This window comes from Actinoallomurus sp. CA-150999 (assembly GCF_050942425.1).
In the GTDB taxonomy this organism is placed as follows: Bacteria; Actinomycetota; Actinomycetes; order Streptosporangiales; family Streptosporangiaceae; genus Actinoallomurus.
The window spans coordinates 5,846,992-5,861,594 of sequence record NZ_CP192063.1 but is presented as its reverse complement, the minus strand read 5'-3'; the positions used below and the strand labels follow the sequence as shown (position 1 = coordinate 5,861,594).

Sequence of the window (14,603 nt, the reverse complement as noted above, 5' to 3'; positions counted from 1 at the left end):
TGTCACTCGCAGAACACCTGCACCTTGGTGTCGGGCTCGTCGACGTCGACGACGACCTCGCCGAGCTCCTCGATGAGCTCCTCGATGTGCTGCGGCTTGAGCTCGGTGAGGTCGATCGGTACGCCTGACTTGTCCAGCTCCGCGTTGACCTTGGCGAGCGCCTGCGGAGGGATGAGGCTCGCGAGCCGGACCCCGGCGCGCAGCAGCTGCAGCGGGACCCGGACGTTGATCCGGCCCGACTCGTCGCCGCCGGGGTCGTCCGCCCAGCTCACCACCACGCGCAGGTACTTGGGTCGGGGGTTCGGGCGGGACTCGGCCGCCGGCGGCGACTCGGGCTGGGCTCGTTCGAGGGCGTCGATCAGCCGCTCGGCCTCGTCTGCGGTGATCTTGCCCTCGGCCAGCATCTGCAGGATCTGGCGGCGCTGCTCGTTCATCGCGGCTCTTTCCTCTGACTCATCTGACGCTTACCAACACGGCCGTCCGGCCCTGCTCGAACTCGATCCGGGTGCCGGGCAGCGCCCACAGCAGTCGCCCGGCGCCGCGCAGCGCGCCCACCGGGCTCACCCGGAAGACGATGCATGCGACCAGTACGGCGAGCAGCAGCAGCGGTGACAGCACCAGCAGTGCCGGCACGACAGGGACGTACAGCCGCAGCCGGCGGCCGTTGCGACGGCGATGCCGTACCGTCACCAGCTGCGGGATCATCAGGACCTCTCCAGCTCGGCCAGCGCCTCCTGGACGCTGATCTCCCCCCGCCGCAGGCGGTCAACGACGTCGGCGCCGGTCGGCGCCGGGTCGATGTCGACGAAGTCGAGGTGCTCGGCGATCCGCTTCAGCCGGGATTTGATCGTCGGGTAACTCACCCCAAAGATCCGCTCCATCTCCTTGATCGAACCGTGCGACCGTACGAACGCGGCTACGAACACCTGGTCGTCGACGCTGAGCTGAGCCAGTTGCGGCGGCTCGAACTGCCCCTCGACCACGACGCCGCTGCCGACCAGGCGGACCCGCTCGACCACGAACGGCCGCCCGTGCGTCAGGTCCGTCAGTTCCTGCCAGTCCACCCTCGGCCCCCTCACTCTCGGCGACGCGCCTGCCGCCTAGTTGTATCTTGACTTCATTAAGCCGTCAACGCAGAAACCTTGAGTTTGTTAAGTCGATCATCAATTATCTGAACCACCAGCTCGCGATCCGTGTCCCCGTGACGGCCCTGTTCCCGTACGGGCCCAGGACTCCCGAAGCCGGGTGCCTCTCGCTGGTCACCAACGCGGGCGGGTTCTCGTTCGGCGGCGTGGGCGCCCCAGGGCGGTGACGGCCGGAAGCAGGTCCCTGGAAATAAGTACGTTCCGGGTGTCGAGAATGTGGCGCCGGCTCCGTCCTTGGTACACCGGTGGCCACGACGGGCCGCGCGACGAAGAAGACGAAGAAGGAGAACCACCATGGCGATTCAGCGGATGGACAATGTCGGGATTGTCGTTGACGACCTGGACGCGGCCGTAGCGTTCTTCGCCGAGCTCGGCATGGAGCTGGAGGGCAAAGCGGAGATCGAGGGCCTCTGGGCGGACCAGGCCGTCGGACTCGACGGCGTCCGCTGCGACATCGCGATGATGCGGACCCCGGACGGCCACGGCCGGCTTGAGCTGGCGAAATACCACGCCCCCACGGCGATCGACGCCGGACCGCACAACCCGCCGCACAACACGCTGGGCATGCATCGCGTCATGTTCGCCGTCGACGACATCGACGCCGCCGTCGCCGGCCTGCGAGCCCACGGCGCGGAACTCGTCGGAGAGGTGGCGCAATTCCAGGACAGCCACCGGCTCTGCTACATCCGCGGCCCCGAGGGGATCATCGTCGGGCTGGCCGAGCAGCTCGGCTAACGGCCCACCCCGGTCGGCCTACGACCAACCAGAACGATCCGCTGGGCGGACCAACGAACGACAACGGGAGGCACCGTGCAACCGAACGAGATCACCGAGGTACTGAACCGGCCGATCAGTCAGGAACTGCTGGCCCGCGACGTGACCCGCTTGGCCTACGTCGCCAAGGACGGCACGCCCCGCAATGTTCCGATCGCATTCGCCTGGAACGGCGCGGAGATCGTCATGTGCACGTCGAAGAACGCCCCGAAGCTGCCGGCCCTGCGTAAGAACCCGATGGTCGCCCTGACGATCGACACCGAGGTGCACCCGCCCAAGATCTTGCTCATCCGGGGCCGGGCCGAGCTGGACTTCGTCGATGGCATCCCCGACGAATATCTCAAGCCGACCAGCAGCTACGAGATGACGCCCGAGCAACGGGTCGAGTGGGAGGCTGAGGTGCGTTCGCTCTACCACGACGGCATGGTCCGGATCGTCGTGACCCCGACGTGGGCGAAGCTGATCGACTTCGAGACGACTCTGCCGAGCGCGGTCGAGGAGCTGGCCCGGCAGCGGGAGGAGCGTCAGCGCGCCTGAGCGTTGCCCGCGTTGGATCGCCTACGCCTCAACCCCGTCGCGGTACGCGGAGTCTGCGAAGCCCGCCGGGAATTTGTCGCGGTGGGATGTCGAGAACCCGGGCGCGGCTCCGTCCCCGCAGTGAACACGGCCACAATGGGCCGTACCGCACTAAGGAGAACATGATGGCCAAGTACCTGCTGCTCAAGCACTACCGGGGCGGGCCGGCAGCGGTCAACGACGTGCCGATGGAGCAGTGGACGCCGGAGGAGGTCTCGGCCCACGTGCAGTACATGCGGGACTTCGCCGCTCGGCTCGAGGGCACCGGCGAGTTCGTCGACTCTCAGTCGCTCTCCCCGGAGGGCACGTTCGTCCGCTACGACGGCGAGGGGCGGCCGCCGATCACCGACGGCCCGTTCGCGGAGACCAAGGACCTGATCGCCGGCTGGATGGTGATCGACGTCGAGACCTACGAACGGGCGCTCGAGCTGGCCGGCGAACTGTCCGCGGCCCCGGGTGCGGGTGGGAAGCCGATCCACGAGTGGCTCGAGGTGCGCCCCTTCATGGGCGAGCCGTGCACGGTGACCGAGTGAATGAATCGCTGCTGCGGGAGCTGGTGCCCGCGGTGATCGGTGTCCTCGTCCGTCGCGGAGCCGACTTCGCGGCGGCCGAGGACACCGTGCAGGACGCCCTGGTCGAGGCCGTACGCGTGTGGCCGGACGACCCGCCACGGGACCCCAAGGGCTGGCTGGTCACCGTGGCCTGGCGTAAGTTCCTCGACGCCGCCCGCGCCGATACCTCCCGGCGGCACCGCGAGATACGCGTCGAGACCGAGCCCGTGCCCGGCCCGGGCGAGGCGGTGGACGACACGCTCCAGCTGTACTTCCTGTGCGCGCACCCGTCCCTGACACCGGCCTCGGCCGTCGCGCTCACGCTGCGCGCGGTCGGCGGCCTGACCACGCGTCAGATCGCGCGGGCCTACCTCGTGCCGGAGGCGACCATGGCCCAGCGGATCAGCAGGGCCAAGCGGACCGTCTCGGGCGTCCGGCTCAACCAGCCCGGGGACGTCGCCACGGTGCTGCGCGTGCTCTACCTGGTCTTCAACGAGGGCTACTCCGGCGACGTCGACCTCGCCGCCGAGGCGATCCGCCTCACTCGCCAACTGGCGGCCAAGATCGACCACGAGGAGGTCGCGGGCCTGCTCGCGCTCATGCTGCTGCACCACGCACGGCGCCCGGCACGGACCGCCCCCGACGGCAGGCTCGTGCCCCTTGCCGAGCAGGACCGCAGCCTGTGGAACACACGCCTGATCGCCGAAGGTGTCGACGTGCTCCAGGCAGCCCTCGCCCGCGACCGCCTGGGCGAGTTCCAGGCCCAAGCCGCCGTCGCCGCGCTGCACGCCGACGCCCGGACGGCCGAGGAGACCGACTGGGTGCAGATCGTCGAGTGGTACGACGAACTGGTGCGCCTCACCGACAACCCGGTGGCCCGCCTCAACCGGGCCGTCGCGGTCGGCGAGGCCGACGGCCCGCGAGCCGGCCTGGCCGCCCTGGCGGAGCTCGACCCCGCCCTCCCCCGCCACACCGCCGCCGCGGCGTACCTGCACGAGCGTGACGGTGACCCGGTGACCGCGGCACGGCTCTACGCCGAAGCCGCCCGATCGGCGCCCAACCTCCCCGAACGCGACCACCTCACGCGACAGGCCGCCCGGCTCAACGCGCAACTGCGCAGTTGAGCGGCGCGCGCCAGGCATTCAGCGCGCAAGGGTGTCCGCTCTCACCAGCCGTTGGGGCAGGCGTCTACTTGAGTGAAGTCACCGGCGCGCAATGGTCACCGTGTCGATGCGGCGCTGGATGGCGGATCTTCGCGTCGGTCGCCGGACAGTTGGAGGCCGGCGTCATGATCGTGGGTGGGGATGATCGTCGCGGAGTGTCGGGCCAGATGGAGTCGATGCAGGGTCCGGAAGGTTTCGCTGCGGTCATGGTCCGCGAAACCGCCGGGGTAGCTCGACTTCTGGCGGACCTTGTCGATCTGCAAGGTGTGCCAGGCGGCGTCGCCGGCCAGCAGGATCCACCCCCGCTTCGTGTGGGCGAGGACACCGACCTGGCCGGGCGTGTGCCCGGCCAGGTCGACCAGGACGACCGTATTGTCACCGAACAGGTCGTGGCTGCGGGTGAAGGTGAGCACCGGCGGCCCATCCAGCTCGTAGTCGACGACCGGGCGGTCGCGTAGAGAATCTCGAACACCTCCGACGGGGGCCACCGGTCCCGACGTGACCCACTCGCGCTCGGGGCGGTGGAGGTGAACCGGAAGTCCGGGCATGTCCAACAAGCCGGATACGTGATCCCAGTGGGCGTGGGTGGGCAGTGCGAAGTCCGGTTTCGGCAGGCTGGGCAGCTGACGCAGCGCCGCGATCGTCGGGATCGTTTCGGCGGGTGGCCGAACCGCGACGCGCAACACCGCGGGGAGTTGCGCGATCGCGCGATGCTCAGCGTCCAGACAGACACTCGGGTCGACTATCAACGTGGCGTCCGGATGCTGGATCACGAACGACGTCAGCGAGTTCTTGATTCGCCGAGGCGCGAACGTCCCCTCCACGATCGCGAAAGTCGGCACCGATCGTGGCACCTGCGGCAGCGCGGCCACGGTGACCGTACGCCGCGCGGCGGGCAGGCCGGCGTCGACGACCGAGCGCAGGAACCGCTGGTCGACCCGTCGTGGTCGAACCAGCCCGTACGCAGCGCCGGTTGCCGCGGAACAGCATTCCAGCGCGCTGGGCACGCGTACCGCATCGGACACTTCAGCGTCTCCTTAGTCTCCCCGCAGGTTGGCCGGTCGGCCCGATCGACGGCACCCTAATACTTAATGTCGACCTTAAGTAAAGGGAGATCCTGTGATCGCTCCGACCGTCATGAGGATCGGCGACGCGGCCGCCGCCCTCGGTATCGAGACGCATGTCCTCAGGCATTGGGAAGCCGTCGGGCTGCTGGCACCGCCCCGCAGCCACGCCGGCCATCGAACCTACGACCAGCAAACACTCGACCAGGCCCGCATGATCCAGACTCTGCAACGAGCCGGGCTCTCGTTGCGCCAGATCCGGCAACTCGCAACAAGCGCACACGACGCCCGGATAGCCCTGATCAACACAAAACGCGCCGAAATCCGCGACCGAATCGCCCTGCTCCGGGCTACGGACCACTTCCTCGAACACGTGGCCGCCTGCCGGCACCCGGTCATCGCCGAGTGCCCAGAGTGCTCATCATTCGCCAACCCGGATCGGCCGGTGCCGTAGAACAACGGCCCCGTACGGGTGAGGTGGTCCGCGTCGGTCTTCGGGGGGTGAGCCGGTCGGCCTATTCGCGGTCGCGCAGGACGGGTCAGCCCAGCGACGCGGTCGCCGTGCGCAGGTCGTTCAGGGCGGCCAGTGCATGGTGCGCGAGTCCCTTGTCGTCATCGCGATCGCCTTCGCACCACTGGGCGTAGCCGCGCTTGAAAGCGAGAACTCCGAGCTCGCCCGCGAGGTGCGCGGTCGGGTCGGGGACGCCGCGGGCGACGAGCGCGGCCGTCATGGCGCTCGCGAGGCCGACGCTTTTCAGCGTATCCCGTTCCTGGAGCTCGGTGCTGGCTGCGACGGCCGCCTTGAGGCGGGGGCCGAGCTCGCGGTTCATCGGTCCCATTTCACTCGACGCGCGCTCGAGACCGGCCGCGACGGCCTCAAGAGGGCTGGCGCCGGCGGGTGCCTCGGCGATCCCCTCGGCCAGGAGCCGGCTCAGCGTTTCCTGCCCGGCCACCAGGACCTCACGCTTGTCGGAGAAGTGCCGGAAGAACGTACTTCTGGTGACCCCGCCGCGCTCTGCGATCTGCGCCACCGTCGTGGCGTCGTACCCCTGCTCGGTGAAGAGATCCACAGCCGCGACGACCAGTCGCTCACGCACCCCCGGTAGCCATCGAGACATGCCGTCATTGTAGGCGATGCGACAGGTGTCCCATCACTCCGCTAGAGTGATGAGACAACAGTCCCATCACTTTGGGGAGAGCCTCATGCACGTCTTCGTCACCGGCGGCACCGGCACCATCGGATCCGCCGTCGTCTCCGAACTGCTCGGCAACGGCCACACCGTTCTCGCGCTGGCCCGCTCGGACGGCTCCGAGCAGACCCTCAAGGACGCCGGCGCCGAGGTGCTGCGCGGAGGACTGGCCGACCTCGACGTCCTGCGAGCCGGCGCCGCGAAGTCCGACGGCGTCATCTCCCTGGCGTTCGGACGCGACTACAGCAACCCCGACGCGCTCGCGGCTTCCATCGCCGAGGAGAGCGCCGCCATGGCCGCGCTGGGGGAAGAGCTCACCGGCAGCGGCCGGCCGATCGTCACCGTCTCCGGTACACCTTGGGCGCCGGGCCGCGCCTCCACCGAGGCCGATCCGCTGCCGACCGAGGGACCGGTGGGCGGTCGAGGCCGCTCGGTCAACGCGCTGCTGGAGCTGGCCTCACGCGGTGTGCGCGCCACGGCGGTCCGCATGCCGCGCACCGTCCACAACAACGGCATGGGCGGATTCGCCGGCATGTTGACCGCTCAAGCGCGCCGCACCGGGGTATCGGGCTACCCGGGCGACGGCACCCAGCGCTGGCCGGCCGTGCACGCACTCGACGCAGCCGTCCTGTTCCGGCTGGCCCTCGAATCGGCCCCGGCCGGAACGTCCTGGCACGCCGTCGCCGACGAGGGCGACGCGGTACGCGACATCGCAACCGTCATCGGCCGGCGACTGAGCCTGCCGGTCGAGGCGGTGCCGGAGGAGAACTTCGGACCGTTCGGTCCAATCTTCGCGATGGACCAGCCGGCCTCCAGCACGCACACCCGCGACGCCCTCGGATGGCAGCCAAGGCACCCCAGCCTCCTCGATGACCTGGAGAACATCGAGCCCTGAGACCGCTCCGCTCGCCTCAATCGCTTGTGCCGACGTAGGCCGCGAGGTGCTCGCCGGTGAGGGTGGAGCGGGCGGCGACGAGGTCGGCGGGTGTGCCCTCGAAGACGATCCGGCCGCCGTCGTGGCCGGCACCCGGGCCGAGGTCGATGATCCAGTCGGCGTGCGCCATGACCGCCTGGTGGTGCTCGATGACGATGACCGACTTGCCGGAGTCGACGAGCCGGTCGAGCAGGCCGAGCAACTGTTCGACGTCGGCGAGGTGCAGGCCGGTGGTCGGCTCGTCGAGGATGTAGACGCCGCCTTTGCCGGCCATCTGGGTGGCCAGCTTGAGCCGCTGCCGCTCGCCGCCGGACAGTGTCGTGAGCGGCTGGCCGAGGCTGATGTAGCCGAGCCCGACGTCGGCGAGCCGGTCGAGGATGGCGTGCGCGGCCGGCGTGCGCGCCTCGCCGGCGCCGAAGAACTCCTCGGCCTCGGTCACCGACATCGCGAGGACCTCGCTGATGTCGCGACCGCCGAAGTGGTATTCCAGCACCGACGCCTGGAACCGCTTCCCCTCACACTCCTCGCAGATGGTGGCGACGCCCGCCATCATCGCCAGGTCGGTGTAGATGACGCCGGCGCCGTTGCAGGTGGGGCAGGCGCCCTCGGAGTTGGCACTGAACAGCGCCGGCTTCACTCCGTTGGCCTTGGCGAACGCCTTGCGGATCGGGTCGAGCAGTCCGGTGTAGGTCGCCGGGTTGCTCCGTCGTGAGCCGCGGATCGCGCCCTGGTCGATCGACACCACTCCGTCCCGTCCGGACACCGAGCCGTGGATCAGCGAGCTCTTGCCCGAGCCCGCCACGCCGGTCACGACGACCAGCACGCCGAGCGGGATGTCGACGTCGACGTTCTGCAGGTTGTGGGCGCCGGCGCCGCGTACCTCCAGCGCTCCCGACGATGTCCGTACCGACGGCTTCAGACTGGCCCGGTCGTCCAGGTGCCGCCCGGTCATCGTGGCACTGGCCCGCAACCCGTCGACGGTGCCCTCGAAGACCACCTCGCCACCGGCCGTGCCGGCGCGCGGACCGAGGTCGACGACGTGGTCGGCGATCGCGATCATCTCCGGCTTGTGCTCGACGACGAGCACGGTGTTGCCCTTGTCCCGCAGCCGCAGCAGCAGGTCGTTCATCCGCTGGATGTCGTGCGGGTGCAGCCCGATCGTCGGCTCGTCGAAGACGTAGGTCACGTCGGTGAGCGACGACCCGAGGTGGCGGATCATCTTGGTGCGCTGTGCCTCGCCGCCCGACAGCGTGCCCGACGGCCGCTCGAGCGAGAGGTAGCCCAGCCCGATCGCCACGAACGAGTCGAGGGTGTGCTGCAGCTTCGCGAGCAGTGGCGCCACCGACGGATCGTCCAGGCCGCGCACCCACGCGGCCAGGTCGTTGATCTGCATCGCGCAGGCGTCGGCGATGTTGATCCCGTTGATCTTCGAGGACCGGGCGGCCTCGCTGAGCCGGGTGCCGCCGCATTCGGGACAGGCGGTGAAGGTGACCGCCCGCTCCACGAAGGCGCGGATGTGCGGCTGCAGGGAGTCGACGTCCTTGGACAGCATCGACTTCTGGATCTTCGGGATCAGGCCCTCGTACGTCAGGTTGATGCCCTCGACCTTGATCTTGGTCGGCTCCTTGTGGAGCAGGTCGTTGAGCTCTTTCTTGGTGAACTTCTTGATCGGCTTGTCCGGGTCGAAGAAGCCACAGCCGGAGAAGATGCGGCCGTACCAGCCGTCCATGCTGTAGCCGGGGATCGTGAGCGCACCCTCGTTGAGCGACTTGCTGTCGTCGTACAGCTGGGTCAGGTCGATGTCGGTGACCGATCCCATGCCCTCGCAGCGTGGACACATGCCGCCGGTGATGCTGAACTCGCGCCGCTCCTTCATGCTCTTGCCGCCGCGCTCGAGTGTGACCGCACCCGCTCCGCTGATGGAGGCGACGTTGAAGGAGAACGCCTGGGCCGAGCCGATGTGCGGCTGCCCGAGCCGGCTGAACAGGATGCGCAGCATCGCGTTGGCGTCGGTGACGGTGCCCACCGTGGAACGGGAGTTCGCGCCCATCCGCTCCTGGTCGACGATGATCGCCGTGGTCAGCCCGTCGAGCACGTCGACCTCAGGGCGCGCCAGCGTCGGCATGAAGCCCTGCACGAAGGCGCTGTAGGTCTCGTTGATCAGCCGCTGTGACTCCGCGGCGATCGTGCCGAACACGAGCGAGCTCTTGCCCGAGCCGGAGACTCCGGTGAACACCGTCAGCCGGCGCTTCGGGATCTCGACGCTGACATCTTTGAGGTTGTTCTCCCGCGCGCCCTGCACGCGGATCAGATCGTGGCTGTCGGCGACGTGCGGCGCAGGCGACTGCGTGTCCGTGCTCGTGGCCATGCTCATCGTGTCTCCATCTGTTACGGGGGAGGGCCGCCTTCGCGGTCGTTGTCGGCGTCGCCTGGCTCGATCTAACCAGCTTCGAGCGGTACGTCTGGTTCTCCGCCGCTTCGGCCCGGCCGGCGCGCATACCGACCAGCGGCCATCGCGTGTGAGCTCGCGGTCGGGCGGCTCGTTCGGCCGCCGACGTCGTACGCGCGCTCCTACGCGCGGCCGTCTGTGCGGGTCATGGCCGCGGTGGCCGGAGGGCTCAGCGCAGCTGCTGGATGCGGACCAGGTTGCCCGCGGGATCGCGGAAGGCGCAGTCGCGCACCCCGTACGGCTGGTCGGTCGGCTCCTGGACGACCTCGGCCTCGGCCTGCACTCGCTCGAAGACACCGTCCAGGTCGTGGCTGGCCAGCAGGATCCAGCCGTAGGTGCCCTTGGCCATCATCTCGGCGATCGTACGGCGCTCATCCTCGGTGATGCCGGGGTCGGCGGCCGGCGGCGCCAGCAGAATGGACGTGCCCGGCTGGTCGGCGGGGCCGACTGTGATCCAGCGCATCGTGCCCTGCCCGACATCGCTGCGTACTTCGAAACCGAGGACGTCGCGGTAGAAGGCCACGGAGGCCTCGGGGTCCTCATGCGGCAGAACGCATGTGTGAATGGTGATGTCCATGCAGGTCAGGCTAGCCGTGGCTCGGCGGGCGGCGCTTCTCGATTCCTGACCGGCCGGGTCACCTGCTTGGCCACGCACGAGGGCATCCCCGCCGTCGCGTCCGCCGACTGCTGCCGATACACGCTGGGCGGCACGCCCACCAGCTCGGTGAAACGCGTACTGAATGTCCCCAGCGACGAGCAGCCGACCGCGAAGCACACCTCGGTGACGCTCAGGTCCCCGCGACGCAACAGGGTCATCGCACGCTCGATACGCCGCGTCATCAAGTACGAATACGGCGACTCACCGTAGGCGAGCCGGAACTGACGGCTGAGATGCCCGGCCGACATGTGCACGCCCCGGGCGAGTGCCTCGACGTCCAGCGGCTGGGCGTACTCCCGATCGATCCGATCACGGACCCGACGCAACCGCGCGAGGTCGCTCAACCGCTGCGCCGGGGTGGTTGTGCTGCTCACCTGCGAAATCGTGCCACGTCGTACGGGAGTTGGCCAACGCGACCTATGCCCCATCCCCTTCCGCGTCCGCTCCCTTCTTCGCGATGGCTTCGCGTACGGCCGGGGCGATCTCCTTGGCCCAGCGGCCGAGGGAGACGTCATCCTGCGTTCCGCCGTCGGGTGAGAAGAGCGTGAAGCCTGATGCGCCGTGTTCCAGTACGGCTCCGGTCAGTTCTTCGGCCCACTGGTCGGTGGAGCCGCCGATCCAGCGGCCGTCGTGGTCGCGGGTTGCAGGCAGTGGCCGGTCGGTGATGCGGCCGGGGAAGTTGAAGACCGTGCGGATCTCGTGTGGATCACGGCCGATCGCCGCCGCGGCTTCGTCGATGATCGGGCGTGAGGTCCGGTATCGCTCGCTGAGCCAATCCGCCGCATGGCCGGGGATCCAGCCGTCGGCGACCCGGCCGGTGGCGGCCAGGGATTTGCGGCCGACCGATCCGGTCCACACCGCGGGCGCGGGCACCGGGGCCGGCTCGATCTGGTTCACCTGGTAGTGGCGGCCCTGGTAGGTGACCGGCGGGCCGCCGCCCGACAGCTTTTTGACCAGGGTGATGGCCTCCTCGAAGGCGTCCACGGCGTCGGCCGGTGACAGGCGCGGCACTCCCATATCGGCGATCCGGTCCCACAGCCCGCCCGCGCCCATGCCGAGCACGATGCGGCCGCCGGACAGCGCGGACAGCGACGTCACCGCCCGCGCGAGCATGGGCGCGGGCCGGGTCGGCAGGTTGGTGACGTTGGCGAAGCCCGAGATGTGCCGCGTGCGGCCGAGGATGAAACCGATGGAGGCGTAGGCGTCGAGGCGCCCGCCGATGTAGGGATGGTCCGACAGCGAGAAGTGGTCGAGCCCGTCCCGGTCGGCCTGCTGAACCATGCGCAGCAGCTCCGGCCCGTCGTCGATGCCGCTGTGCGCGCCGAATCCGAAGACGACGTGTTGTACGGACAATGTCCTGCCTTCCATTAGCGGGAATTACTTCCGGCGGACGCGAACTGTTCGGCGAAGCGGCCGGTGAACAGGTCGGCGCCCTTGTACTCGGCGACCGTCGCCGCGGGGACGATGGCCGGGCCATCGGGCGTGGGCAGTTGGCCGACGCCGCCTCGCGGCCCGAGCGGGAGCAGGATCATGGGGTCGGGCGCGGGGCGGTAGACCGCCGCGGGCTGTTCGCCGCGCAGCTGGGCGATGATGTTCTGCGCCACGACCTCGGCGTGCTTCATCGCGTACCCGGCTCTCTTGTCCTCGGCGACGTCGGTGATGTCGCCGATCGCGTAGACGTGGTCGTACCCACGGACGTTGAGGCTCTCGGCGACGGGGACCTGTCCCTGCGTCGTGAGGGTCGTGAGCCGGCCGTCGGCGAGGTAGTCGCTGTTGACCTGCACGCCGTGGGCACGGAACCAGATGTCGGCGGTGATCTCCTCGCCGCCGGTGGTGGTGACGGTGAACGCCCCGGCGCGACCGTGCCCGGTCGTCGGCGGCGTCGTCAGAGCGGTGCCCAGCCGCAGCTCGACGCCCAGTTCGTCGAGCTGGCGGTGCAGGTCCTGGCGCATCTCCGGCGGGAAGTCGGCCAGGAGCCGCTCGGCCGGGTCGACGATGGTCACGTGCTTGCGCGGCCAGACCTCTTTGATCTCTCCGGCCAGTTCCAGACCGACCGGCCCGGCGCCGAGGATCAGCACGCGCTCCGCGCCGGCCAGCTCCTTGTGAGTCTGACGGAGGTCGTCCAGCGCTTCTCCGGTGGACTCGGCGCTGGGCTTGGCCGGGTAGGAATAGCTGGAGCCGGTGGCCAGGACCAGATACTCGGCCGCGACACGCCGGCCCGAGGCCAGCGTGACGCCGCCCGGGTCCACCGAGACGGCGCGGTCCCGGATCACCGTCCCCCGCGTGAGCAGCGTGTCGAATGCGAAGAAGATGTTCGGCGCCCAGTCGGGCTGGGTCAGCGCCCGCAGCGACCCGGCGGCGTTGACGAACGCGTCCCGCGGATCGATGAGAACGACGTCGGCCTCGGAGTCCAGCGCCTTGGCGACCGCCGATCCCCCATAACCTCCGCCGATGACCGCGACTGTACGAGTCATGAGTCCTGCTCCCAGAAAAGAGTTGAGTTCGTAGTGCGAACATTATTAGTTCGTACTACGAACTGCAACCTCGGGGCAGGCGACCGCCGACGGCCTCCGGGACGCTGATCAGCGGACGGACGCTGCTGATCGTGGCGACGCTCGATCAGGAAGGCCCGCGCTTCTCCGCGTTCGAGTGTTCCTCAGGAGTCGAGGACCGCCAGGAGCTGCTTGGCGAACTCCGCCGGGAATTCGACGGCTCCGACGTGCCCGCCGGGGAACTCGACGAGGTCGGTCCCGAGCGACTCGGCCAGCCGGGCGGGCGGGCCGTAGAGCGGCACCTGCGCACGTGAGTCCCGCCCGGCCGCCGGCACGAGCTTGTGGGCGGCAAGTCGGAGTGCGGCGAGATCGGGCACGGACGAGGAGAACGGGCACAGTACGTGGCCGAGGAAGACCGGCATGTTGGCGTGCATTCGCGGAGCCATCTCCTGGATCTCGGGCGGTAGATCCGTGGCCTGCTCGGCCGGCCGCTCCCCCAGTCCTTCACTGAATCGGGCCATCGCGGGACCGACCCCCTCGGTGCGGAAGATCTCGCGGACCTCGGCGAACAGCGCCCGGTGCGGGGCGGGATCCTCCAGGAGCTCCAGCAGCGGCGGCTCGTGCGCGACCACCCGGCTCAGCCGTTCGGGATGCCGGGCCAGCAGGTCGACCGCGACGATGGCGCCTGAGCTGCAGCCCAGGACGAAGGCCTCGTCGTCCGGGGCGACCAGGTCCAGCAGGCGGTGGGCGTCATCGCTCCACACGTCCACCCGCTGGTCGGTCAGGGGTCCGTCGAGAGGGCTGCGGGAAAGGCCGCGCGGATCGTAGGACACCACGGTGTACCGGGCGGCCAGGTCCGCGGCCATGCCCTCGTACAGCCCGGCATCGGCGCCGCCGCCGGGGATCAGGAGCAGGACCGGGCCGCTGCCGCGCTTTTCGTAATGGAGCGTCGCGCCGGGCACCGTGAGCGTGCCGGTCATGGGCGAGTTCATCGGTTCTTCCGATCGTGTCGGGGCCAGTTCTCCAGGAGGACGTGGAGCGCGTCGAGTGAGCGCGCCCAGGAGTCCTGGACGTCGCGGGGGTGGTTGAACCCGCCGCTGAGCTCCAGGTGGATGTAGCCGTGGAAGGTGGCGCGCAGCAGGCGGCCCGCGTCGGTCAGGTCCGGCTCGGTCAGGCCGTAGGCGCGCAGCATGCCGTACGTCAATTCGATGCTGCGGCGCATCCCGGCGGAGTCGGCGTGGTCGGCGACTTCTTCCGGAGTGAACCGCATCTGGGTCGCGGCGTAGCGGCCGGGATGGTCGAGGGCGTACTGCCGGTAGGCGTCGGCGAAGGCGACGAGCGCGTCCTTGCCGGCCCGGCCCGCCACCTCCGCGGCGATGCGGCCGGTCATCTCCTCACCGCCGAGCAGGGCGATCCGGACGCGCAACTCCCGCAGGTTCTTGACGTGCGAGTACAGGCTGGCGTCCTTCACGCCGAAGCGTCGTGCGAGCGCGGAGACGGTGACCTGGTCGAGCCCGACGTCGTCCGCCATCTCCGCGGCGGCCTCCGTCAACTTCGCGGCACTGAGACCGGCGCGCCCCATCGGCACTCTCCTTTCCTAGAGCCTC

Annotated in this window: 18 protein-coding genes; 6 read left to right on the top strand and 12 right to left on the bottom strand. The window is 69.4% G+C overall.

All coding sequences use genetic code 11. The annotated features are described in order from the left end of the window. Positions 1-2: 2 nt before the first annotated feature. From ACQP2O_RS27090 to ACQP2O_RS27080, 3 genes are read right to left on the bottom strand one after another with little or no spacing between them, the layout of a single operon-like run. A complete protein-coding gene (locus ACQP2O_RS27090) occupies positions 3-434 on the bottom strand; it encodes an SHOCT-like domain-containing protein (RefSeq protein WP_433190711.1) in 432 nt (143 codons plus the stop codon). A gap of 19 nt (positions 435-453) precedes the next feature. Then, complete coding sequence (locus ACQP2O_RS27085) at positions 454-705, bottom strand: hypothetical protein (RefSeq protein WP_433190709.1); 252 nt, start codon at positions 703-705, stop codon at positions 454-456. Beyond that, the gene (locus tag ACQP2O_RS27080) at positions 705-1,064 is read right to left on the bottom strand and encodes a DUF2089 domain-containing protein (protein ID WP_433190707.1); all 360 of its coding nucleotides are present in this window, start codon (positions 1,062-1,064) and stop codon (positions 705-707) included. The genes ACQP2O_RS27085 and ACQP2O_RS27080 overlap by 1 nt, the downstream gene beginning before the upstream one ends. Before the next feature lie 390 nt (positions 1,065-1,454). Between ACQP2O_RS27080 and ACQP2O_RS27075 the strand changes: the two genes are divergently transcribed. The 4 genes from ACQP2O_RS27075 (at position 1,455) to ACQP2O_RS27060 (ending at position 4,170) form a co-directional block, all read left to right on the top strand. Further along, complete coding sequence (locus tag ACQP2O_RS27075) at positions 1,455-1,880, top strand: VOC family protein (RefSeq protein ID WP_433191176.1); 426 nt, start codon at positions 1,455-1,457, stop codon at positions 1,878-1,880. A gap of 75 nt (positions 1,881-1,955) precedes the next feature. Next, positions 1,956-2,456, top strand: a complete 501-nt coding sequence (locus tag ACQP2O_RS27070; protein ID WP_433190706.1) for a pyridoxamine 5'-phosphate oxidase family protein — start codon at positions 1,956-1,958, stop codon at positions 2,454-2,456. A 164-nt stretch (positions 2,457-2,620) separates the two neighbouring features. After that, positions 2,621-3,028, top strand: a complete 408-nt coding sequence (locus tag ACQP2O_RS27065) for a YciI family protein (RefSeq protein ID WP_433190704.1) — start codon at positions 2,621-2,623, stop codon at positions 3,026-3,028. Further along, complete coding sequence (locus ACQP2O_RS27060) at positions 3,025-4,170, top strand: RNA polymerase sigma factor (RefSeq protein ID WP_433190702.1); 1,146 nt, start codon at positions 3,025-3,027, stop codon at positions 4,168-4,170. The genes ACQP2O_RS27065 and ACQP2O_RS27060 overlap by 4 nt, the downstream gene beginning before the upstream one ends. A 95-nt stretch (positions 4,171-4,265) precedes the next feature. On the opposite strand, the gene ACQP2O_RS27055 is transcribed toward ACQP2O_RS27060, so the two are convergent. Continuing rightward, on the bottom strand, positions 4,266-5,081 hold the full coding sequence (locus ACQP2O_RS27055) for an MBL fold metallo-hydrolase (protein ID WP_433190700.1): 816 nt from the start codon (positions 5,079-5,081) through the stop codon (positions 4,266-4,268). 247 nt (positions 5,082-5,328) lie between these two features. On the opposite strand from ACQP2O_RS27055, the gene ACQP2O_RS27050 reads away from it, so the two are divergent. Beyond that, complete coding sequence (locus tag ACQP2O_RS27050; RefSeq protein ID WP_433190698.1) at positions 5,329-5,727, top strand: MerR family transcriptional regulator; 399 nt, start codon at positions 5,329-5,331, stop codon at positions 5,725-5,727. 85 nt (positions 5,728-5,812) lie between these two features. Here the strand turns inward: ACQP2O_RS27050 and ACQP2O_RS27045 are convergent, their stop codons facing one another. Beyond that, the gene (locus tag ACQP2O_RS27045) at positions 5,813-6,343 is read right to left on the bottom strand and encodes a TetR/AcrR family transcriptional regulator (protein ID WP_433190697.1); all 531 of its coding nucleotides are present in this window, start codon (positions 6,341-6,343) and stop codon (positions 5,813-5,815) included. Positions 6,344-6,476: 133 nt separating this feature from the next. Between ACQP2O_RS27045 and ACQP2O_RS27040 the strand changes: the two genes are divergently transcribed. Then, entirely contained in the window at positions 6,477-7,358 is an 882-nt protein-coding gene (locus ACQP2O_RS27040; protein WP_433190695.1) for an SDR family oxidoreductase, read from the top strand. A 16-nt stretch (positions 7,359-7,374) separates the two neighbouring features. On the opposite strand, the gene ACQP2O_RS27035 is transcribed toward ACQP2O_RS27040, so the two are convergent. From ACQP2O_RS27035 to ACQP2O_RS27005, 7 genes are all read right to left on the bottom strand, one after another. Beyond that, positions 7,375-9,771: an ATP-binding cassette domain-containing protein gene (locus ACQP2O_RS27035; RefSeq protein WP_433190693.1), complete on the bottom strand. Its 2,397-nt coding sequence runs from the start codon at positions 9,769-9,771 to the stop codon at positions 7,375-7,377. 244 nt (positions 9,772-10,015) lie between these two features. After that, positions 10,016-10,423, bottom strand: a complete 408-nt coding sequence (locus tag ACQP2O_RS27030; RefSeq protein WP_433190691.1) for a VOC family protein — start codon at positions 10,421-10,423, stop codon at positions 10,016-10,018. 5 nt (positions 10,424-10,428) lie between these two features. Further along, on the bottom strand, positions 10,429-10,887 hold the full coding sequence (locus tag ACQP2O_RS27025; protein WP_433191174.1) for a helix-turn-helix transcriptional regulator: 459 nt from the start codon (positions 10,885-10,887) through the stop codon (positions 10,429-10,431). A 34-nt stretch (positions 10,888-10,921) separates the two neighbouring features. Beyond that, positions 10,922-11,857: an LLM class flavin-dependent oxidoreductase gene (locus tag ACQP2O_RS27020; RefSeq protein ID WP_433190689.1), complete on the bottom strand. Its 936-nt coding sequence runs from the start codon at positions 11,855-11,857 to the stop codon at positions 10,922-10,924. 14 nt (positions 11,858-11,871) lie between these two features. Then, entirely contained in the window at positions 11,872-12,978 is a 1,107-nt protein-coding gene (locus ACQP2O_RS27015; RefSeq protein WP_433190687.1) for an NAD(P)/FAD-dependent oxidoreductase, read from the bottom strand. A 182-nt stretch (positions 12,979-13,160) separates the two neighbouring features. Next, entirely contained in the window at positions 13,161-13,988 is an 828-nt protein-coding gene (locus ACQP2O_RS27010; RefSeq protein WP_433190685.1) for an alpha/beta fold hydrolase, read from the bottom strand. After that, complete coding sequence (locus ACQP2O_RS27005; protein WP_433190683.1) at positions 13,985-14,578, bottom strand: TetR/AcrR family transcriptional regulator; 594 nt, start codon at positions 14,576-14,578, stop codon at positions 13,985-13,987. The genes ACQP2O_RS27010 and ACQP2O_RS27005 overlap by 4 nt, the downstream gene beginning before the upstream one ends. Positions 14,579-14,603 lie beyond the last annotated feature (25 nt).